At 72.1% G+C, this 19,175-nt stretch carries 18 protein-coding genes and 1 rRNA gene; 9 read left to right on the top strand and 10 right to left on the bottom strand.

Going from position 1 to position 19,175, the window contains the following annotated elements; all coding sequences use genetic code 11:
* Positions 1 to 25: 25 nt before the first annotated feature.
* Both ACLJQM_RS27325 and ACLJQM_RS27320 read right to left on the bottom strand, forming a co-directional pair.
* Positions 26 to 631, bottom strand: coding sequence for a DNA-binding response regulator (locus ACLJQM_RS27325; protein WP_247020228.1), 606 nt, complete (start codon positions 629 to 631; stop codon positions 26 to 28).
* A gap of 315 nt (positions 632 to 946) precedes the next feature.
* Positions 947 to 1,123: a hypothetical protein gene (locus ACLJQM_RS27320; protein ID WP_247020226.1), complete on the bottom strand. Its 177-nt coding sequence runs from the start codon at positions 1,121 to 1,123 to the stop codon at positions 947 to 949.
* 453 nt (positions 1,124 to 1,576) lie between these two features.
* Between ACLJQM_RS27320 and ACLJQM_RS27315 the strand changes: the two genes are divergently transcribed.
* Positions 1,577 to 2,329 carry a helix-turn-helix domain-containing protein gene (locus ACLJQM_RS27315; protein WP_247020224.1) on the top strand — a complete coding sequence of 251 codons (753 nt, stop codon included), beginning with the start codon at positions 1,577 to 1,579 and terminating at the stop codon, positions 2,327 to 2,329.
* A gap of 273 nt (positions 2,330 to 2,602) precedes the next feature.
* Entirely contained in the window at positions 2,603 to 3,208 is a 606-nt protein-coding gene (locus ACLJQM_RS27310) for a DNA-binding response regulator (RefSeq protein WP_086860973.1), read from the top strand.
* Between the two features lie 233 nt (positions 3,209 to 3,441).
* On the opposite strand, the gene ACLJQM_RS27305 is transcribed toward ACLJQM_RS27310, so the two are convergent.
* From ACLJQM_RS27305 to ACLJQM_RS27295, 3 genes are all read right to left on the bottom strand, one after another.
* Positions 3,442 to 4,638, bottom strand: a complete 1,197-nt coding sequence (locus tag ACLJQM_RS27305) for a sensor histidine kinase (RefSeq protein ID WP_360776607.1) — start codon at positions 4,636 to 4,638, stop codon at positions 3,442 to 3,444.
* Positions 4,639 to 4,706: 68 nt separating this feature from the next.
* On the bottom strand, positions 4,707 to 6,152 hold the full coding sequence (locus ACLJQM_RS27300; RefSeq protein WP_360776609.1) for a SagB/ThcOx family dehydrogenase: 1,446 nt from the start codon (positions 6,150 to 6,152) through the stop codon (positions 4,707 to 4,709).
* A gap of 49 nt (positions 6,153 to 6,201) precedes the next feature.
* Positions 6,202 to 8,508: a TOMM precursor leader peptide-binding protein gene (locus ACLJQM_RS27295; RefSeq protein WP_247020218.1), complete on the bottom strand. Its 2,307-nt coding sequence runs from the start codon at positions 8,506 to 8,508 to the stop codon at positions 6,202 to 6,204.
* Positions 8,509 to 8,810: 302 nt separating this feature from the next.
* Here ACLJQM_RS27295 and ACLJQM_RS27290 point away from each other — a divergent pair, with 302 nt between their 5' ends.
* The 3 genes from ACLJQM_RS27290 to ACLJQM_RS27280 all read left to right on the top strand — a co-directional run bounded on the left by ACLJQM_RS27290 (position 8,811) and on the right by ACLJQM_RS27280 (position 11,556).
* A complete protein-coding gene (locus ACLJQM_RS27290; protein ID WP_410633269.1) occupies positions 8,811 to 9,503 on the top strand; it encodes a winged helix-turn-helix transcriptional regulator in 693 nt (230 codons plus the stop codon).
* Between the two features lie 152 nt (positions 9,504 to 9,655).
* Entirely contained in the window at positions 9,656 to 10,231 is a 576-nt protein-coding gene (locus ACLJQM_RS27285; RefSeq protein WP_410633268.1) for a hypothetical protein, read from the top strand.
* The gene (locus ACLJQM_RS27280; RefSeq protein WP_410633267.1) at positions 10,228 to 11,556 is read left to right on the top strand and encodes a copper resistance CopC/CopD family protein; all 1,329 of its coding nucleotides are present in this window, start codon (positions 10,228 to 10,230) and stop codon (positions 11,554 to 11,556) included. Before ACLJQM_RS27285 ends, ACLJQM_RS27280 begins: the two co-directional genes overlap by 4 nt.
* A 62-nt stretch (positions 11,557 to 11,618) precedes the next feature.
* Here ACLJQM_RS27280 and ACLJQM_RS27275 read toward each other — a convergent pair whose 3' ends face one another.
* Positions 11,619 to 12,290 carry a maleylpyruvate isomerase family mycothiol-dependent enzyme gene (locus tag ACLJQM_RS27275; protein ID WP_410633266.1) on the bottom strand — a complete coding sequence of 224 codons (672 nt, stop codon included), beginning with the start codon at positions 12,288 to 12,290 and terminating at the stop codon, positions 11,619 to 11,621.
* Positions 12,291 to 12,399: 109 nt separating this feature from the next.
* Here ACLJQM_RS27275 and ACLJQM_RS27270 point away from each other — a divergent pair, with 109 nt between their 5' ends.
* The 3 genes from ACLJQM_RS27270 to ACLJQM_RS27260 all read left to right on the top strand — a co-directional run bounded on the left by ACLJQM_RS27270 (position 12,400) and on the right by ACLJQM_RS27260 (position 15,481).
* Entirely contained in the window at positions 12,400 to 13,119 is a 720-nt protein-coding gene (locus ACLJQM_RS27270; protein WP_247025032.1) for an MgtC/SapB family protein, read from the top strand.
* Between the two features lie 120 nt (positions 13,120 to 13,239).
* Positions 13,240 to 14,082 carry a M protein gene (locus ACLJQM_RS27265; RefSeq protein ID WP_410633265.1) on the top strand — a complete coding sequence of 281 codons (843 nt, stop codon included), beginning with the start codon at positions 13,240 to 13,242 and terminating at the stop codon, positions 14,080 to 14,082.
* Between the two features lie 691 nt (positions 14,083 to 14,773).
* Entirely contained in the window at positions 14,774 to 15,481 is a 708-nt protein-coding gene (locus ACLJQM_RS27260; RefSeq protein WP_410633264.1) for a CPBP family intramembrane glutamic endopeptidase, read from the top strand.
* A 1-nt stretch (position 15,482) separates the two neighbouring features.
* On the opposite strand, the gene ACLJQM_RS27255 is transcribed toward ACLJQM_RS27260, so the two are convergent.
* The 3 genes from ACLJQM_RS27255 to ACLJQM_RS27245 are packed head-to-tail and all read right to left on the bottom strand — an operon-like array spanning position 15,483 to position 18,146.
* The gene (locus tag ACLJQM_RS27255) at positions 15,483 to 15,764 is read right to left on the bottom strand and encodes a metal-sensitive transcriptional regulator (protein ID WP_125314973.1); all 282 of its coding nucleotides are present in this window, start codon (positions 15,762 to 15,764) and stop codon (positions 15,483 to 15,485) included.
* A 55-nt stretch (positions 15,765 to 15,819) separates the two neighbouring features.
* Positions 15,820 to 17,940, bottom strand: coding sequence for a heavy metal translocating P-type ATPase (locus ACLJQM_RS27250; protein WP_410633263.1), 2,121 nt, complete (start codon positions 17,938 to 17,940; stop codon positions 15,820 to 15,822).
* Entirely contained in the window at positions 17,940 to 18,146 is a 207-nt protein-coding gene (locus ACLJQM_RS27245) for a heavy-metal-associated domain-containing protein (RefSeq protein WP_360776625.1), read from the bottom strand. Before ACLJQM_RS27245 ends, ACLJQM_RS27250 begins: the two co-directional genes overlap by 1 nt.
* A gap of 79 nt (positions 18,147 to 18,225) precedes the next feature.
* Here ACLJQM_RS27245 and cobF point away from each other — a divergent pair, with 79 nt between their 5' ends.
* Positions 18,226 to 18,993: a precorrin-6A synthase (deacetylating) gene (cobF, locus tag ACLJQM_RS27240; RefSeq protein ID WP_410633262.1), complete on the top strand. Its 768-nt coding sequence runs from the start codon at positions 18,226 to 18,228 to the stop codon at positions 18,991 to 18,993.
* A 55-nt stretch (positions 18,994 to 19,048) separates the two neighbouring features.
* Here cobF and rrf read toward each other — a convergent pair.
* Positions 19,049 to 19,165 (bottom strand): 5S ribosomal RNA (gene rrf, locus ACLJQM_RS27235).
* Between the last annotated feature and the right edge of the window lie 10 nt (positions 19,166 to 19,175).

Raw genomic sequence — 19,175 nt, 5'->3', positions numbered from 1 at the left:
ATGGTCCAGACCAGTATTCCGCGACTCAGAGCCAGCCGGACTCCTCGGCGATGCGGATGGCGTCGACCCGGTTGCGGGCGTTGAGCTTCGCGACGACGGTCGTCAGGTAGTTGCGGACCGTGCCGGCGGACAGGTACAGGCGCGCGGCGACTTCGACGGTTCCGTAGCCTTGCGCGGTCATCCGCAGCACGTCCAGCTCGCGGCCGGTGAGCGGGCAGTCCACCGTGTCCCAGGCCGCCAGCGCCAGGTCCCCGTCGACCATGCGGCGGCCCGCGAGGACCCCGCGGACGGCGTTGGCCAGCTTGTCGGGCGGTGCGTCCTTCAGCAGGAACCCGCCCACCTTGGCGTCCAGCGCGCGCCGGAGCGTCCCCGGTCTGCCCAGGCTGGTCAGGATGAGCGTCCGGCACTCCGGCAGCTGTTCGTGCAGCTCACCGGCCGCCGTGAGCCCGTCCTTGCCCGGCAGGTCGATGTCGATGACCGCCACCTGCGCCTGCTTGGCCCTGGCGGTGGGCAGGATCTCCAGCCCGGAGGCGACCTCCGCGACGACCTCGATGTCGGGCTCCAGCCGCAGCAGGGCGACCAGTGCGCCCCGCACGATGTGCATGTCCTCGGCAACCAGCACTCTGATCACGGGTGCCTCCGCACTCACGATTCCCCAGAAGCTCAGTTAAACATTCTGCTTGACGAATCGGTTGCACCATTCGGGCACCACTTTGCCGTCACCGCGGCGGGAATACTCCGCACCAGGTAAGTACCAGGTTAAAAATGCCAGCTCGCGACCGGACGGCTACCGGCCGTGACGAGCGTACCGGCGGTTCGGTGGGAAAGTCACCAGCCGGCGAGTGTGGACACTCGGGCCCTCCACATGCGACGAGCCGGTCGCAGCGGACACGGGAGGCATCCGTCGAGACCGGCTCGGCACCGTCAGGAACTGCGCAAACAGACCTCAGGCGGCTTCGAGGAGGTCCATGTTGCAGATGGTGCCCATGACGGGACGGAGGTCGGCGCCGCGGTTGCTCCACTGCTCGAAGCGGTCGATGGCCAGATCGGTCGCGGCCTTCTCGAACTCGATACCCATATCGGCGAAAAGTGCGCGGACGTCAGCAGAAACCTGTGCGGACATTTTTTGCTCCCAGTGGCGAAGATGAATGCTTCACGTGCCATAAATCGTCGCCGACGGACGCAACGACAGCCAGTGCCCGCATCATCGGGGCGCTGTGGCTTACACATGGTCCGTGCGGTTCCGGAGCGGACTCCGAACGGCCTAACAAGAAGTCGAATCGGGAGCTGAGCACACCGATTTCGTGACGAAGCGCGGTCGCCTGGCTGCGCTTTGCTATCACCGTCACGGGTGACACACGTCCGGTGCACGTCGGCTACCCGCCCCGAACCCCCACAAACAGGGCATGTGCAAAACGCATGTCGACCACCGGTGAAATCCACGTCGACCGGTGCACAGAGCACTTAAGAAGTAGACGGCGGCGGATCTACAGTTTTAGTCGAAATCAATTCCCGCACCGGGTGCCTGCTTCGGCGGGCGATCGGGCGGCATCCTCGACCGGAAGGACGGCCCACCATGGATGAGATCGTCCGGCAAGCTGTGGCGCGAGCGATCGTGACCATGCGAGACAACCTGGGCGAGCGGCTCACGATCGACGACCTCGCCCGCGCGGCCATGTTCAGCAAGTTCCACTTCACCCGCGTGTTCCTGCGGGTCACCGGGCTCTCGCCCGGCCGGTTCCTCTCGGCGCTGCGGCTGGCGGAGGCGAAACGCCTGCTCGCGACCACCGTCATCTCGGTGGCCGACATCAGCCACCAGGTCGGGTACAACAGCGTCGGCACCTTCAGCGCGCGGTTCAGCGGCAGCGTCGGCGTCTCGCCGTCCGGTTACCGCCAGCTGCACGGCATGGCGCCGCGGATCGCCGACCGGCAGGCCGAGCCGGGCTCGGGTGCCACGGTGCGCGGGCAGCTGCGCCTTTCCTCGCCGGCCGACGTCGGGCCGGTGTTCATCGGGCTCTTCAGCGCCCGGATCGCCGAGGGTACCCCCGCCCGGCACGTCGTCGTGCCCGGTCCCGGGCCGTACGCGCTGGCAGACGTTCCGCTGGGGTCGTGGTACGTGCTGACCCACGCGTTCGGCAGCTGCCCGCTGGACGGCAACCAGGGGCTGCGGCCGTTCACCGGCCTCACCGGCCCGGTGACCATCCAGCGCGGCGTCACGGCGAGCCTGGCCGACGTCCGGCTGCGCCCGCGCCACGGCTTCGACCCGCCGGTCCTGCTGGCCCTCCCGGACCTGCGCCAGGCCGCCGTTTCGCGCTCGCTGGCGAGCTGAAGCACGCACTGGGGAGTCACTGGGGAAGCCGCCGCCCGCCGGGGTGCGGGCGGCGTGGGGTACTGGGGAGCACCCGCGGCCGTTCGGCCCAACGTGCCGTCATCGGCCGCGGGATTGCGGGTAAGTGCCTATCTCGGGTAAGCGCGCGGGAATTGAGGGGGCATTCTCCTCCGGTGCGCGATCCGGGTTTCACTTCCGCGAAACTCCGGCGGTGCGGGGCAATGGCGTACAATTACTGTTCGGAGTCGTCGGACTGGGGTGCGAGGTACCGTCGTGATCAAGGTGTTGCTGGCCGAGGACATGCACATGGTCCGCGGCGCGCTCGTCGCCTTGCTGAACCTCGAATCCGACATCGAGGTCGTGGCCGAGGTGTCAACAGGGGACCAGATCCTGCCCGCCGCGAAGGCGGCCCAGCCCGACGTCGCGATCATCGACATCGACCTGCCGGGCAAGGACGGCCTGTCCGCCGCCATCGAGATCCACGAGAGCCTGCCGGACGTCCACACACTGATCCTGACCAGCCTCGGCCGCCCGGGCACGGTGCGCCGCGCGCTGGACGCCAAGGTGAACGGCTTCCTGCTCAAGGACGCGCCGTCGGACAAGCTGGCGAACGCGGTCCGCTCGGTCGCGATCGGACGCCGGGTCATCGACAGTGAACTGGCGCTGGCCGCTTGGGAAACCGACGACTGCCCGCTGACCCCGCGCGAGATCGAGATCCTGTCACTGGCAGCACGCGGGCGGACGGTGGCCGACATCGCGTCCGAGCTGTTCCTGTCGGCGGGCACGGTCCGCAACTACCTGGCCGCGGTGGTGACGAAGCTGAACGCCCGCAACCGGGTCCACGCGATCCGCATCGCCACCGAAGCCGAGTGGCTCTGACCGCACCGGTCCCGGAAAGCGCTTTCGCCCACCCCGCTCCGCCTGGCCCAGCTGCGCCCGCACCCGCCCGCTCCGCTGCGCCCCGCACCCGCCCGCACCCGCTCCGCGCCCAGCCGCGAGCGCCCCAATGTGGCGTTGGTTGCGTCCAACGCACCGAACGCCACATCGGGGGCGCGTGAGCGAGCCCGGCGACCACCGAGCCGCCCGGCACCGCGCAGGCCGGGCCGCCGGCCTCAGCTCGCCTTCGGGCGTTCCCTGCGCACCGACCCGACCGGGATCGCCACCAGCAGGCGGTGGGTGCCGTCCTGGCTCACTTCCGTCGTCAACGTCCCGTTCATCGCCGCCACGCGGTCGCCCAGGTTCCGCAGTCCCGCGCCCGAACCCGCACCACCACCGCCGCCGGCGCCGCCCGCGCCGTCGTTGACGATCTCCAGCCAGGCCGTGCCGTCCTCGGTGCTCACCGAGAACGCGCACCAGCTCGCCGTGCTGTGGCGCACCACGTTCGTCACCCCTTCGCGCAGCACCGTCCCCAGCGTCGTGGCCACCGGCGGCGGCAGCTCGCCGATGCCGGAGCGGGCGACCGTCACGCGGGTGCCCGCCGCGCTCAGCACGTCCGCCGCCGCGCGGCACTCCTCTTCCAGGGACAGTTCGCGGTAGCCCGCCGCGATCGTGCGGACGTCGGCCAGCGCGCGCCGGGACATCACCAGCAGCTCCGCCAGTTCCGCCTTGGCCAGCTCCGGCTTGCCGGGCACCATGCGGTCGACGAGTTCACCCTTGAGGGTGATGGCCGAAAGGCTCAATCCCAGCAGGTCGTGGAGGTCTCGGGAGAAGCGCATGCGTTCCTCGGCGATGGTCCGGCGCTTCAGCTCGCACACCTCCTCCGCCCGCCCGGCGACCACCCGCGCGGCCGTCGCGAGCCCGAACAGGGACAGCGCCGCCACCCCGGCCGACACCGCGCTCCCCACCCCCGCGTCGAGCAATCCGGCCGGCCAGCCCGGCAGCGCCGAAACGACTCCCGCCACGACGCACGCGAGCAGCGCCCACGGCACCGCCCTGGCCGGCGGGGACACCAGCAGCAGCCCACCGGCGAAGAAGCCGCCCGCCGTGCTCCACGGCTCCCCGAGCGCCAGCAACGGCCCGAATCCCAGCACGGCCTGCACGGTCAGGGCCAGCCACGGGCGCCGGACGCGGCCGCGGGCGAACCAGGCGAGGTGCCCGGCCACCAGCCCCGCGGCGCACACCAGCGCGATCGGCTTGAGGAACCAGGGCTGGGCACCGGTCAGCACCGGCAGTGCGGCCAGCACGGCCACCCCGACGGCGGCCACGGCCTGCGCGCCGAGCACGAGCGCGCGGGATTCCCGCCGCTCGCCCGCGAGCGGCGCGGTCCGCTTCCGAAGCCGTGCACCGCGCACCCGCACCGGATAAACCACGGCCCCTCCCGCGTCACCCCGCACCCCAGTGACTCCAAGGTAACAGGGCGGCCCACCGGATTCAGGGGTCAACCGACCCCGGGGAAGTCGAGGACGCACTCGCCGACGCTCACTTCGGCGGGCCACTCCAGCTTCAGCGAGCGGTCGACGCGGTCGCCGGCGTCGACCGGCACGGCGTGCGCGGCGAGGCCCATCGCCTTCGCCGTGAGGTACAGGACTTGCTGGAGCGCGCCGACGTGCAGCAGGGTCGTCGCGTACGCGGCGCTGCCGAGCACCCACGCGATCCGCGACATCCGCGCGGTCATCGTCAGCAGCACCGACGGCCTGCGGTGGCTGCCGGCACCGATCATCGCCAGGTCCAGCATGCCGTCCAGCGCCACCGCGTCGTCGTTGATGAGCGTCAGCGTGTGCCACAGCGGGTCGTAGTGGTAGATCCCGCGCCCGAGGCCCGCGCACCGGTTGACGGCGACGTAGATTTCGAGCTCGTACAGGCAGGCGACGCTGAAGTACGGCCGCTGGGACGCCTCGTGGCCGGGCCCGCCGGGCAGGTACGTCGGCCCGATCGAGCGCACCCGCGCGGCGCGGAAGAGGAACTCGCCGATCTGCTCGGCCGACAACGCGCGCTCGGTGACCTCGGGGCACAGGTGGTCTTCTTCGAGCAGCGAGCTCAGCGTCGGGTCGGCCGCCTTGAGCACCGCCGGGTCGGGGCGGTGCAACGGGAAGGTCGGGCCCGCCGTGATCGGCTTGACCACCGGCGGCTCGGCGCCGGTGCGGCGCGGCCCCGGTTCCGAGGACCCGCCCTTCTGCCACGTCCGGCTGCGCGCGTGGAACATCAGGTCGTCGGGCGACCAGGCGGCGAGGTCGTCGTCGCCGTCCTCGGCGAACTCCGCCCAGTCGTCGGCCGCGAGCACCACGCCGGCGGACACCAGGAACGCCGCGATGTCGGCCACCACCGCTTCGGTCAGCCCGGTCGTCTCGGCGACCTGGGCGACGGTGACCGGCCGGGCGAGCGACGACGCGACGGTCACCGCCGCCGGGCGCAGCAGCGCGACGCGGTACCGGGCGCGGGGCGATTCGAGCAGCAGCCCGCCGCCGTCCGGGCGCATGGCCGAGAACCGCGAAAGCTTGATGAGCCGGCCCGGTTGCACCGGATCGCTCGGGAAGACCGGGAACTGCGTCACCGGGATCGCCGAAAGCAGGGGCCCGCGGCCGTCGTTGAGCGCCAGCGAATGCACGACGGAGCCGGACAACCGGTTCAGCGCCTTGCGCAGCGCCCCCGCCCAGGCCTCGGTGCCACCGCTGGCCGACGAGGCGAGGTTGCCCATCGAGACCGGGCCGAGCACCATCCGGCCGAGCGACTCACGGACCGGACCGGGGATGCCCGCCAGCTCGTACTCACCCCACCAGGTGATGGCGACGATCGTGTCGTCGTCCCCCGCCTCCAGCAGGGTGTCTTCGGTGAGGGACCAGAGCCGGACGGTCTCCGGGATCCCCTCCTGGCGGTGTGCAGGCAAGGCGGAACTCCTCAAGCGAACTGCGAAAACCGAGCTTCCCACGGGACGCTCAGAGGAACATCGGGAACGGGTTGAGCCGCTCGTACGGAGTCGGCGCCTCGAGCCGGCCCAGCGCGACCGGGACGTCGAAGAGGCGGCCGGGCGCGAACCGGGCCCAGAACGGGCGCAGGCCGGGCACGAGCACCTTGACCACGGGAATCCCGACGTCCGGGCGGGTCTGGTCGAGCACCAGCAGCTCCAGGCCCGCACGGTCGAACACCTTGCCCAGCGCCTCGACGTCGTCGCGGACGTCGGGCCGGTTGACGAACGGGAAGTCCGCCGCGGTCCGCATCCGCTGCCCGGCCGCCGGTCGCAGGTACGGCTGGTTCGCGACGGTCGCGTAGGCGAGCCAGCGCCGCGCGTCCGGGTCGTCGAGGCCGCGGCCGCCTTCCCGCACGACCGGCAGCATCTGGTTCAGCTCGGTCACCGCGCGGCGCACCGCGATCCGCGGGTCGAGGTGCGCGCCGAAGCCCATCATGATGTCCTCGTGCGGCCCGTCGGTCCGCCGCGAAAGCGCGACGGCCACCGGGATCCCCAGGTCGGAGGTCACGTCGAGGACCCACAGCTCGCGGCCGATCGCCACGTAGTTGCCCGCCATCTCCTCGAGCCACGCGTCGGCGAACGAGGCGAGGTCGACGCCCGGCACCGGCGTGCGGTTGTACCACCACAGCGCCACGGCGTCGCGTTCGACGAGCTCGAGCGCGCCCTGCAGGATCGCGTCCTCCAGGCTGCTGCCCGCCGCCGCGCCGTTCGAATCGGCGCGCACCCCGCGCGCCGCGCTCACCCGCGGGGTCCCGTAGTAGAGGTAGGACGTCGGCAGCAGGCGGCGGCGCCCGGACGGCGACCACACCGGCGTCCAGTCGGTGCGGGCCGACGTGTCGAACGGCTCGGGGACGTGCTGGAAGTCGGCGTGCGCGCGGTTCCAGGCCTCGCGGTCGGCGTACTGCCGCCCGGCGAAGAGCATGCAGGCGTTGGGGTGGACGGCTTCGTCCTCCAGCTCGTCGTAGGAGCCGCGGATGCGCAGCTCGTCGCCCTGGAAGTTGCCGGAGAAGCGTTCCGCCGCCTCGCAGAGCGCGCTGACCTCCGCGTCGAGCGGGCTGACGCCCTTGCCGCCGTTTTCGCAGCGCAGCCCGGCGCGCAGCGCGGCCATCCCGGTGATACCGCGGGCGACGTTGGGCCCGGAGCGGTAGGCGTTGGCGAACGGCGGCGCGGCCGGGTCCGGCTGGATCTCCTTGATGATCCCGGTGATCGGGCTGATCAGGTGCCGGTGCCGCTCGAGCATCTGCGACGGCGTCGCCGTGCGGTGCCCGCCGCCGCCGGTGGTCGCCTTCTTCGCCGGCTGCAGCGTCACCGGCCGGACCGAGCGCCACGCCACCTGCCACGGGTCGCCGCAGCCCGGGCACTGCGGGCGGCGGCGCAGCTCGTGCAGGCGGCCCTGCAGGTCGAGGGTGTCGAGCGTCCACACGCACTGCTGGCCGTGGTAGCGGTAGCCGGCCACCCACTTGGCCGCTTCCAGCGCCACGAGGTGCGCCGCGGCCGAGGTGAGCGGCGGCAACGCCGGCATCGGGCGGCGCGCCGGGCCGGCGTGGCCCAGCTCCTCCTGCACGCACGCTTCGGCGTGCCGGTGGCCCCACAGCCGGTGGGTCAGGCAGTGCCAGCAGGCGCCTTCCGGCTGCAGCACCGGGCCGATCCACACCTGGGCGCCGAACGGGCGCGCCAGCAGCCACGGCCGCCCGGCCCGCCGGTGTTCGGCGTCGACTTCGGCCAGCCGCGGGTCGAGGTAGTCGGCGCACAGCACGACCGACAGGTCGGCGGCCCCGGCGTCGGCGCGCACCACCCCGAGCCCGGCACCGGCGAGCGCCCGCTCGACCGCGCCGGGGTCGACGCCGTCGGCGCTGTCCCCGACCGCCGTCAGCCGCACGGTGCCCTGCCGTGCGGCGACGAGGTCGGCGTCCACGCCGCACGCGTCCCAGTAGGCCAGCGCGCGTTCGTCGCCGGCCCGGTCGTCTTCTCCCTGGCTGCGCAACGTCACCAGACCGGCGTCGACCAGCTGCGCCAGCAGCGCGGCGACCTCTTCCGGGGCCATCCCGCCGGGCCGGTCGCGCAGCAGCCCGTCGAGGTCGTGGGTCCCGTCCAGCAGCGCCGCGAGCGACTCGATCTTCGCCCCGCGCATCGCGATCACGCCCTGTTCGGAGAACAGGTACGCCCCTTTGCCCGCCCTGACCTCGGCGCGGAGGTGCCGGCGGAAGGCGGGGGCCCGCGTCGGCACCGCGCCGCCGTCTTCCGGGACCCGTGCGTTGACAGCCGTCGTGCGCATGGGCTCTCCTGCCGGTAGCCGGGTGGGGCGGGACGAGAATCTGAATCCTGCTCCACGCGAGGTCTACTCAACCAGTGCGGCAAACACGGAGAAGTCATGCAAAACGCATGGGCCGATGTGGGAAACGCATGGCGCGGCGGTGCGGGACTCACTGGCCGTGCACCGCGCTGAACCGTCACCGTAGACAGCGACGCCCGCGCCGGATTGGTGCGTCACGGGGCACCGTAACCGACCTCGCGGCCCTGCGCGATTCGGGGGGTGGTGCCCGGTCTGGCACCCCGAGACATAGTGAGGACCCGAGTATGCCTACCTCTGCTCGCACCTACGGACAGTTCTGCGGCCTGGCCCGGGCGCTCGAGATCGTCGGCGAGCGCTGGTCGCTGCTCGTCGTCCGGGACCTCATGCTCGGCCCGAAGCGGTTCACCGACCTGCAGCTCACCCTGCCACGCATCCCGGTGAGCATCCTGACCTCCCGCCTCAACGAGCTCGAAGAGTCGGGCGTGGTCCGGCGGCGCGTGCTGTCGCAGCTGGACGGCGGCATCGTCTACGAGCTGACCGAGTACGGCACCGAGCTCGACCACATCGTCCTCGACCTCGGCCTGTGGGGCTCGCGGTCGCTGACCTACCCGAAGCCGGACGAGGTCTTCACCCTCGACACCGCGATCATCTCGCTATACACGACCTTCCAGGAGGAGGCCGCGACGGGCGTGCACGTCAACTACGAGCTGCACCACCCCGGCGACATGGTCGTGCACGCCATGGTCGACGACGGCGCGCTCAAGGCGTCCGCGGGCGCGCTGCCCGCCGCCGACCTGGTGATCGAGCCGCAGGGGCCGGCGCTGCTGGACCTGCTCAACGGCAACCTGTCCGCGCCGGACGCGATCGCCAGCGGCAAGGTCCGCGTCGAGGGCGACCCGGCGCACCTCGACTTGTTCACCCGCCTGTTCCGCGTCCCGCCGGCCCCGGACCGGCCGACCGGCCTCGTCGCCCACTGACCGATCCGCGCCGCGGGCCCGCCCCGCGGCGCGCATTCGGCCGAGTGCCGCAGTTTCCCTGGTGGAATGCGCAATCCGGAGTAACGGATCACGGCCCGCGGACCGCTATCGTCGACGCACACCTTTTCGACTTCGGAAGACCTGGGGTTCGCATGTCGACGTCCGAAATCACCCGCCCTGCCGGGTTCCTGGGCAGTCTCAACAGCCGGTACCACAACCGCGCGCTCGCGGTGTTCATGGTGATCGTCCTCGCCCACTGGGGCGAGCACATCGTGCAGGCCGTGCAGATCTACGCCCTGGGCTGGCCCACTTCGCGGGCTCGCGGTGTGCTCGGCATGCCCTTCCCGTGGCTGATTTCGCAGGAGTGGCTGCACTACGGCTACGCACTGGTGATGCTGGTGTTCCTGTGGGTGCTGCGGCACGGGTTCGCGGGCCGCTCGCGGCAGTGGTGGAACCTCGCGCTGGGCATCCAGTTCTGGCACCACATCGAGCACCTGCTGCTGTTCATCCAGGCGCAGAGCGGCTGGCGGCTGGCCGGGCAGAAGGTGCCCACCAGCATCATCCAGCTGCTGGTACCCCGGGTGGAGCTGCACCTGTTCTACAACACGATCGTCACCATCCCGATGATCGTCGCGGTCGTGCTGCACCGGCGTGCTTCGGCCGCCGAGCGCGAGATCACCGGCTGCTACTGCGGCGCGCCGAAGCAGCCCGAGCTCGCCGCGTCGTGAAACGCGCGCTGGCCCTGCTGGCCTTCCTGGCCGGCTGGCTGCTGCTCGGCGCCACCCCCGCTTCGGCGCACGTCGAAGTCGTCTCGTCGACCCCCGGGGACGGCGCCCGCCTGAGCGCGGCGCCGTCCCTGGTGTCGGTCACCCTGTCGGAGAACGTCGGGATCCAGCCCGGGTCGATCAAGGTCGTCGACCTGACGGGCAAGCAGGTGGACTCCGGTCCGGTGTTCCAGCCCGGTGAGGACGCCGAACAGCTCGCCGTGAAGCTGCGGCCGGGCATCTCCGACGGCAGCTACCTGGTCGAGTACGCGTTCGTCTCGGCCGACTCCCACCCCGTGCGCGGCACGTTCGCGTTCGTCGTCGGCACCGGCCCGCTGGTGACGTCGGCGGGCGCGGTGTCCGCGGCCACCGGCACCGACGGCGTCGTCGACGCGGCCTCGACGTCGGTGCGCTGGCTGGCCTACCTCGGCGTCGTCCTCCTCGGCGGCGCGGCGTTCCTGGTCCTGTGCCGCCCGGCGGGCCGCACCGACCGCCGGGCCCGCCGGCTCTTGAACACCGGCGCGGGCCTGGTCGCGGCGGCCACCGTGGCGGCGTTCGTGCTGCAAGGCCCCTACGCGGCCGGGCGGGGCATCGGCGCGGTGTCCGACTTCGGGCTGCTGGCGGACACGCTGCGCGTCGCCTACGGGAAGCTGCTGCTGCTCCGGCTGGTCGCGGTGGCCGTGCTGGTCGTGCTGCTGCCCAGGCTGCTGCGGCCCGGGCAGCCGGACCGGCTGCGGGCCCGCTACGAGAACCTGACGATGGTGACGGGCTTCGTCGTCCTGCTGACGTTCTCGGCCACCGGCCACCCGGTGACGGACCCGGTCATGTTCGTCTCGGTGACGGCGGACCTGGTCCACTTCGGCGCGATCGCGGTCTGGGCGGGCGGCCTGGTCCAGCTGGCCCTGTGCCTGTACCGCCCGGCCCCGGACGAGGACCTGACCGGGGTCGCGACGCGGTTTTCCCGCATCGCGGCGGGCTCGGTGACGGCGGTCGCGATCAGCGGCGCGATCCTGGCGCTGCGGATCATGCCGACGCTGTCCGCGCTGTGGACGACCGAGTTCGGCCTGCTGGTGCTGCTGAAGATCGCCGGACTGGCGGCGCTGCTGGCGGTGGCGAGCCGCTCGCGCGCGGCGGTCCGGCGGAGCATGACCGAGCGGGGCGAGGGAACGACGAAGACGGTGACGGCGAACCTGCGCCGCCTGCGCGCGGCGGTGGCGATCGAGGTCCTGCTCAGCGTGGTGGTGCTGGCGCTGGCGGCGCTGCTGACGGTCACGCCCCCCGGCGGTTGATATGAACGACTCGTTCATGTCGCCAGGTGGCATGAACGAGTCGTTCATGCCGTCCGGCGCGCTCAAACCCCAGGTCGGGGCGGGGGCACGAACGGTCCCCACGTGAAGGCCGGCAGCCACCGAGCCGGCGGCGCGCTCCAGTCCAGCGCCGCGAGCTGGCTCGACGACCGGCGTCCGGCCAGCGCCCGGTACAGCTCGTGGGCCGGGGCGGTCACCGTCACCTCGGGCCGTCCCGCACCCGCCGTCCAGGCCGAGCCGCCCGTCGTGCGGATCCGGACCGCGGGCAGGCCGCGGCCGGCGATCGAGCCCGAAAAGCCGCGGACCAGCACGGCGAAGCTCGGCGCCCAGGCCAGGTGCTCCACCGGCGGCGGGACGCCCAGGGCCGCGCGCAGGTCGAGTTCGTGGGTGTAGGCGTCCATCACCAGCACTTCGCCGCTGCGCCCACCCGCGTCCGCGAAGCGCCGGTCGAGTTCGTCGCCGATCTCGTCCCAGCGGTCGAGCAGCTCGGGGACCTCGCGCGGCACCGCGGGCGGCAGCGTGCCGCCGTGGCGCTCGAGGACCCCCTCGGCCTTCTCGAGGACGTGGTCGAGCAGGTCCGTGACGGTCCACTTCGGACACGCCGGGACCGGGCGTCGGTGCGTGCCGGGCCGCCCGTCGAGCAGCGCGCGGACGTGGCGCCGCACTTCCGGGTAGCCGACGAAGTCCGGGGCCGGGACCGGCCGGGTCGCTGTCACGAGCTCACCTCACCCTGGCACGATCGGGAGTCTTGACCCAGTATCCCCTGGTGACGGGCTCGCGGTTCTCTTCGCGTGCCGTCGGCCGAAGAGACAGGAGGTCGTGACCTTGCCCACTCTGTGGTCCACGTCGGCGCAGTGGGAGCTGCTGCCGCCGGTGCTGCTCGCGCTCGTGCTGAGCGTCGCCATCGGGCTCGAACGCGAAGCCGGCATGAAGGCCGCCGGGCTGCGGACGCACAGCCTGGTCGGGGTCGGGTCGGCCGTGTTCATGCTGGTGTCGAAGTACGGTTTCGCCGACCTGCTCGGCCTCGACCACGTGTCGCTCGACCCGTCGCGGATCGCGGCGCAGATCGTGTCCGGCATCGGATTCATCGGCGGCGGCCTGATCTTCGTCCGCCGCGACGCGGTCCGCGGCCTGACCACGGCGGCGACGATCTGGGTCACCGCCGCGATCGGCACGGCGTGCGGTGCGGGTCTCCCGGTGCTCGCCGTCGGCGCGACGATCGCGCACTTCGTGGTGACCCGCGGGTTCCCGCCGCTGCAGCGGTTCGTCGCGCGGCACCGCCGGGAACCGCCGCTCCTGCAGCTGAGCTACCTCGACGGCCACGGCGTGCTGCGCGCGGCACTGGCCACGTGCACCGGACGCGGCTGGTCGGTGCAGCACGTCGACGTCGACCACGAGTCCCTTTCCGAGGAGGGGCAACGGATCGCGGTCGTCACGCTGCGCCTCGACGGCCGCGGTGATCTCTACGACCTCGCCGCCGAACTCGCCGAACTGCCCGGCGTGCGGAGCACGTCCACCGGCGCCGGGGAACCGCTCGACGAATGATCACCCGCCCGGGCAGCGCGCGGCGGCGGGTTTGCGGCACACTGGGGTGCACACCGGATTCCCCGGTACCGCAAGGAAAAGGTGCGGCCGAGGAAAAACCATCCAATTCGGAGGTGAGGCATGGCCCCCGGCGGTGGCGAGGACGTGGCCCGATTCGACCTGGCGTGGCGCGGCTTCAATCGCGTCCAGGTCAAGGAATACGTCGAGTGGGCCGAGTCCGAGATCCGCAGACTCACGACCGAACGCGACGCGGCGCGCCGCCGCGGAGCCGAGCTCGCGGAGCGGAACGGTGAGCTCCGCGTGAAGATCGACCGGATCAGCCGCACCCCGATCGCCCCGGACGCCCTCCAGGAGCGCTCGCGCCGGATGATCGAGCTCACCCGCGAAGAGGCAGCCGAAATCACCGGCCGCGCAACGGAAACCGCGGCCCGCATCCGCGAAGAAGCGAAGGCGGAGGCCGTCCGCCTGACCGCGGAGGAGCGCCGCCTGGTGGCCGAGGCGGAAGCGGAGCGCGACCGCCACCGCACCGAGCACGAAGAGCTGATGCGCGCCTCCGAGCAGCGCCGCCGCGAACTCGACGAAGCGGCGGCCCACCGCCGAGCGGAGCTGGAAGAGGACCACAAGCGCGCGATGACGGTCCGCCGCGCGGAGGCGATGCGCGAGCTGGCAGAGCAGGAAGCGGCCGCCAGGACGAAGGCGGACCGGCTGGTAGCGGAGGCCACCACCCGCGGCGAGGCCCTGGTCGGCGCGGCCGAGCGCGAGGTCACGGCGTTGCACGAGGTCCGCGACAAGCTGCACGCGAGCTTGACGGGCTGCCGGACATTGCTGAGCGAGGCAGCGGTGGCCCTGGACGACCGCCCGGCGCCGTTCGATCCGGAAGCGACGTTGCCGATGCCGATGTCGAAGAGAGTGCCGGTCCAGCGCCGCTCACCAGCGGACAACCTAGCCGACCCGGTCAGCTGACGTTGGTCGGTGCAGGTGGCGGGCGGCCGGCGGTGGTGTCGCGAATGACCCATTCGCGACCTTCGCCGCCCCGGCTGGCCGACGCCCGGCCCTGCGGTAGCCGGCCGAGGGTGCCGCGAATGCCCCATTCGGGACCGCTGCCGCCGCCAATGACCGATTCGCGACCTCTATCGGCTGGGCTGGCCGCACCCCGCAGCCACCAGCCGACTGCGGCGATGCCGCCAATAACCCACCCGCGACCGCAGCCGCCGCGACCAGCCCCAGTTGCCCAGGTAGGCCGCAACCGGCCGGTGACGTGGTCGCGAATGACCCACTCGCGACCATGGCCAACCCGACCAGACCAGGTGACCGGAGCCTGCAGCCACCAGCCGACTGCGGCGATGCCGCCAATAACCCACCCGCGACCGCAGCCGCCGCGACCAGCCCCAGTTGCCCAGGTAGGCCGCAACCGGCCGGTGACGTGGTCGCGAATGACCCACTCCCGACCACGGCCAACCCGACCAGCCCAGGTGACCGGACCCAGCGGCCGCCGACCGGCTGCGGCGATGCCGCCAACGACCCACTCCCGACCACCAACGTCCCCAATGAGTCATTCGCGACCCCGCCGCCCCGGCCCCACCAGCACGCACGGCACTCCAGCGGTAAGCCCGCCGACCCCAGCCAAGCCCGTCGCGACCACAGGCATCCGACCTTGAGCGATGCCGTCCCCTTCACGCCTCGCCGCGTGTTCGCCCTGGTCACCGCGGTCCTCGTCCTCGCGGCGGCCACCACCCTCGCCAACCGCGTCCTGCCCGGCTGGGCCTACCCGCTCTGCGGCCTCGTCGCCGTCCTCATCCTCATCGTCCTCGGGCGAGCCGCCGGCTGCACCTGGGCCGACCTCGGCCTCAGCGCCCTCCGGCGCCCAGCGCTCGTCGGCCTCTCGGGTGCCGCGCTCATCGCCGTCGTCTTCGGGATCGCGCTGGCGATCCCCAGCCTCCGCACCGTCTACCAAGACGGCCGCGTGGGCGACCCCGATCTCACCCAGCTCCTCTGGCTGACCTGCGGACGCATCCTCTTCGGGACCGTCCTCATCGAAGAAATCGCTTTCCGCGGAGTCCTCCCCGGCCTCTTCGGCGCGACCGACGACCGCTGGCGCTGGCCGCCCGTCCTCTGCTCGGCCGCGCTCTTCGGGCTCTGGCACGCCCTCCCGGCGCTGGCCGTCGGCCGCAACGCCGCCGTGCACGCCGTGTTCGGGTCGACTCCCGTGGTCGTCCTGCAGATCCTCGCCATGGCCGCCGCCGGTGTCGCCGGGATCTTCCTGCACTGGTGGCGGCATGCCGGCCGGGGCGTGCTCGCCTCCGTCATCGTGCACTTCGCCACCAACGCCGGCGGCCTCATCATCGCCGTACTGGTCAAATAACCTACGAACGGACCAGCCGGGCGATCGCGTCCGACGCTTCCCGCACCTTCAGGTCCGCTTCCTCGCCACCCGATGCCGCCGCCTGGACGACGCACGTCGCCAAGTGCTCGTCGAGCAGTTCCAGCGAGAACGACTGCAGTGCCTTCGTCGCCGCCGAGACCTGGGTCAGGATGTCGATGCAGTACTTGTCCTGCTCGACCATGCGCTGCAGCCCGCGGATCTGCCCCTCGATCCGGCGCAAGCGCTTGAGATAGGCCTCTCGTTCGGTGCCGTAACCCGTCATCGCCCACCTGTCCCCTCGTCCGCGTCCCTGACCACCGACTATACCCTCCGGGGGTTCAGCGGAACCGGCGCAAGCGGAGGCTGTTGCTCACCACGAACGCCGACGAGCACGCCATCGCCGCGCCCGCGATCATCGGGTTCAGCAGGCCGAGCGCCGCGAGCGGCAGCGCCGCCACGTTGTACGCGAACGCCCAGAACAGGTTCCCCTTGATCGTCGCGAGCGTGCGCCGGGCCAGCCGGATCGCGTCCGCCGCCACGCGCAGGTCGCCGCGGACCAGGGTCAGGTCGCTCGCCTCGATCGCCGCGTCGGTGCCCGTGCCCATCGCCAGGCCCAGGTCGGCCTGGGCGAGCGCGGCCGCGTCGTTGACGCCGTCGCCGGCCATCGCCACCACGCGCCCCTCGGCCTGCAGCCGCTTGACGACGTCGACCTTGCCCTCGGGGAGTACCTCGGCGACGACCTCGTCGATGCCCGCTTCGGCCGCGATCGCCCGGGCCACGCCCTCGTCATCGCCGGTCAGAAGCACCGGCGTCAGGCCGAGTTCCCGCAGTTCGGCGACGGCCCGGGCGGACGTCGGCTTGATCGTGTCGGCGACGACCAGGGTGCCGCGGACCTCGCCGTCCCAGGTCACGCCCACCGTGGTCGCGGCGGCACCCTTCGCGCGCCCGACGCTGACCGTGCGTCCTTCGACCACCCCGGTCACGCCCACGCCCGGCGTGCTGCGGAACTCCGTGACCGCGGGCAGCGCGCCGAACCGCTCGCGGGCGGCCTCGGCGATCGCGCGGCCGATCGGGTGCTCGGACGCGGCCTCGACGGCGCCCGCCAGCCGCAGCACCTCGCCGTCGCCCTCGACGAGCGTCATCCGCCCGGTGGTGACGGTGCCGGTCTTGTCCAGGACCACGGTGTCGACGCGCCGGGTGGACTCGAGCACCTCCGGCCCCTTGATGAGGATGCCCAGCTGCGCGCCGCGGCCGGTGCCGACCAGCAGGGCGGTCGGCGTCGCGAGGCCGAGCGCGCACGGGCAGGCGATGATCAGCACGGCGACGGCCGCGGTGAACGCCGCCTCCGTCGCGCCGCCGGTCGCCAGCCAGACGACCAGCGTCGCCAGCGCCGCGAAGACGACCGCCGGCACGAACACCGCCGAGACGCGGTCGGCCAGCCGCTGGACGTCGGCCTTGCCGTTCTGCGCCGCTTCGACGAGCCGCGCCATCTGCGCCAGCCGGGTGTCGGCGCCGACGCGGGTGGCGCGCACGAGCAGCCGCCCGCCGACGTTCACGGTGGCGCCGGTGACCGCGTCGCCCGGCCCGACCTCGACCGGCACGGACTCCCCGGTCAGCATGCTGGTGTCGACCGCGGAACCGCCTTCGGTGACGACGCCGTCGGTGGCGATCTTCTCGCCGGGCCGCGCCACGAAGACGTCGCCGGGGTGCAGCTCGGTGACCGGGACCAGGTGTTCTTCGCCGTCGCGCAGGACGGTGACGTCCTTCGCACCGAGGTCCATGAGCGCGCGCAGGGCGGCGCCGGCGCGGCGCTTCGACCGCGTCTCGAAGTAGCGCCCGGCCAGGACGAACGTCGTGACGGCGGCGGCCACCTCGAAGTACAGCGTGTCGCCCGTCTGGCCGGAGCTGGTGAACTCGAACTCGTGGCGCATGCCGGGTTCGCCCGCGGTGCCGAACAACAGCGCGTAGAGCGACCAGGCCGTCGCGGCGATGACGCCGAGCGAGATGAGCGTGTCCATCGTCGCGGTGCCGTGGCGGAGGTTGACCGCGGCGGCCCGGTGGAACGGCCACGCGCACCAGGTGACGACCGGCGCGGCGAGGGCGAGCGAGCGCCACTGCCACAGGCCCATCTGCCAGTCCGGGACCATCGCGAGGGCCATCAGCGGGACGGTCAGGACGACGGCGAGGAGCAAGCGCTTGCGTAGGGCCGCCAGTTCGTCGGGGGCGTCCGGCTCGGGGAGCCGCGCGGAGTAGCCCGCGGCTTCGACCACGGCCGTCAGGTCCTCGACCGACAGCGCGCTCGGGTAGCTGACCTGGGCTTTCTCGGTGGCGTAGTTGACCGTCGCGGTGACGCCGTCGACCTTGTTGAGCTTGCGCTCGACGCGGGCCGCGCAGGACGCGCACGTCATCCCGCCGATGGCGAGTTCGACGCGTTCCGCGGCGGTCGCTTCGGCCGCCATCACGCCACCAGGCGGTAACCGGCCTCGGTGACGGCGGCGGCGATCGCTTCGGCGGCCAGCGGGGTGTCGCTGGTCACGATCACGCGCCCGCTCTCCACGTCGACGTCCACCTGCCGGACCCCGGTGAGTTCGGAGACCTCTTCGCGGACCGACGTGGCACAGTGTCCGCAGGTCATGCCCTCGACGGTGTAGCTCGCTTCGGTCATCTGAGGGTCCTTTCGCTCTCCCCTCCTTTATACCCATCGGGGGTAGGGGTTCACCATCGGGCCCCGACAGACTCGACCCATGCGCAAGCTCTACGCGATCGGGATCGGTGCCGGCGACCCGGAGCACCTCACGGTGCAGGCGATCGACCGCCTCAACCGCGTCGACGTCTTCTTCGTGCTCGACAAGGGCTCGGAGAAGGCCGACCTGGTGCGGCTGCGGCAGGAGATCCTCGACCGGTTCGTCACGCGGCCGGGCTACCGCGTCGTGCTGGCGGAGGACCCGCCCCGCGACCGGACGCCGGCGGACTACCGGGCCGCGGTCGCCGACTGGCACGCGGCGCGCGCGGAGGTCTACGAGCGGCTGATCCGCTCGGAGCTGGGCCCCGACGGCACGGGGGCGTTCCTGGTCTGGGGCGACCCGTCGCTGTACGACAGCACGATCGCCCTGATCGAGGCGGTGCTCGCGCGGGGGAACGTCTCGTTCGACTACGAGGTCGTGCCGGGGGTCAGCAGCATCTCGGCGCTGGTGGCCCGGCACCGGACGACGATGAACCAGATCGGCCGCGCGGTCCAGCTCACGACCGGCCGGCGGCTGGCCGAAGGCTGGCCGGACGGGGTCGACGACGTCTTCGTGCTCCTGGACGCCCACACGACCTTCGACCGCTTCACCGACGAGGGCTTGCAGATCTTCTGGGGCGCCTACGTCGGGACCCCGGACGAGATCCTGCTTTCGGGCCCGCTCACGGCCGGCCTCGCGGCGGAGATCCGGCGCGCGCGGGCCGAGGCCCGGGAGCGGCACGGCTGGATCATGGACACCTACCTGCTGCGCCGGCCGGTCCGGAAATAGCGAAAGGCCCCGGGAGAACCGTGAGGTTCTCGACCGGGGCCTTTCATTTGGTTATGTTCGGCGGTGTCCTACTCTCCCACAACCCTTCGGTTGCAGTACCATCGGCGCTGTCAAGCTTAGCTTCCGGGTTCGGAATGGGACCGGGCGTTTCCCTGACGCTAAAACCACCGAAACACTCCGAA

The sequence above is a fragment of the Amycolatopsis sp. cmx-4-83 genome (assembly GCF_046548815.1).
GTDB classification, from domain to species: domain Bacteria; phylum Actinomycetota; class Actinomycetes; order Mycobacteriales; family Pseudonocardiaceae; genus Amycolatopsis; species Amycolatopsis pretoriensis_A.
The sequence above is the reverse complement of the archived record's forward strand: the minus strand, read 5'-3'. Positions and strand labels throughout refer to the sequence as shown.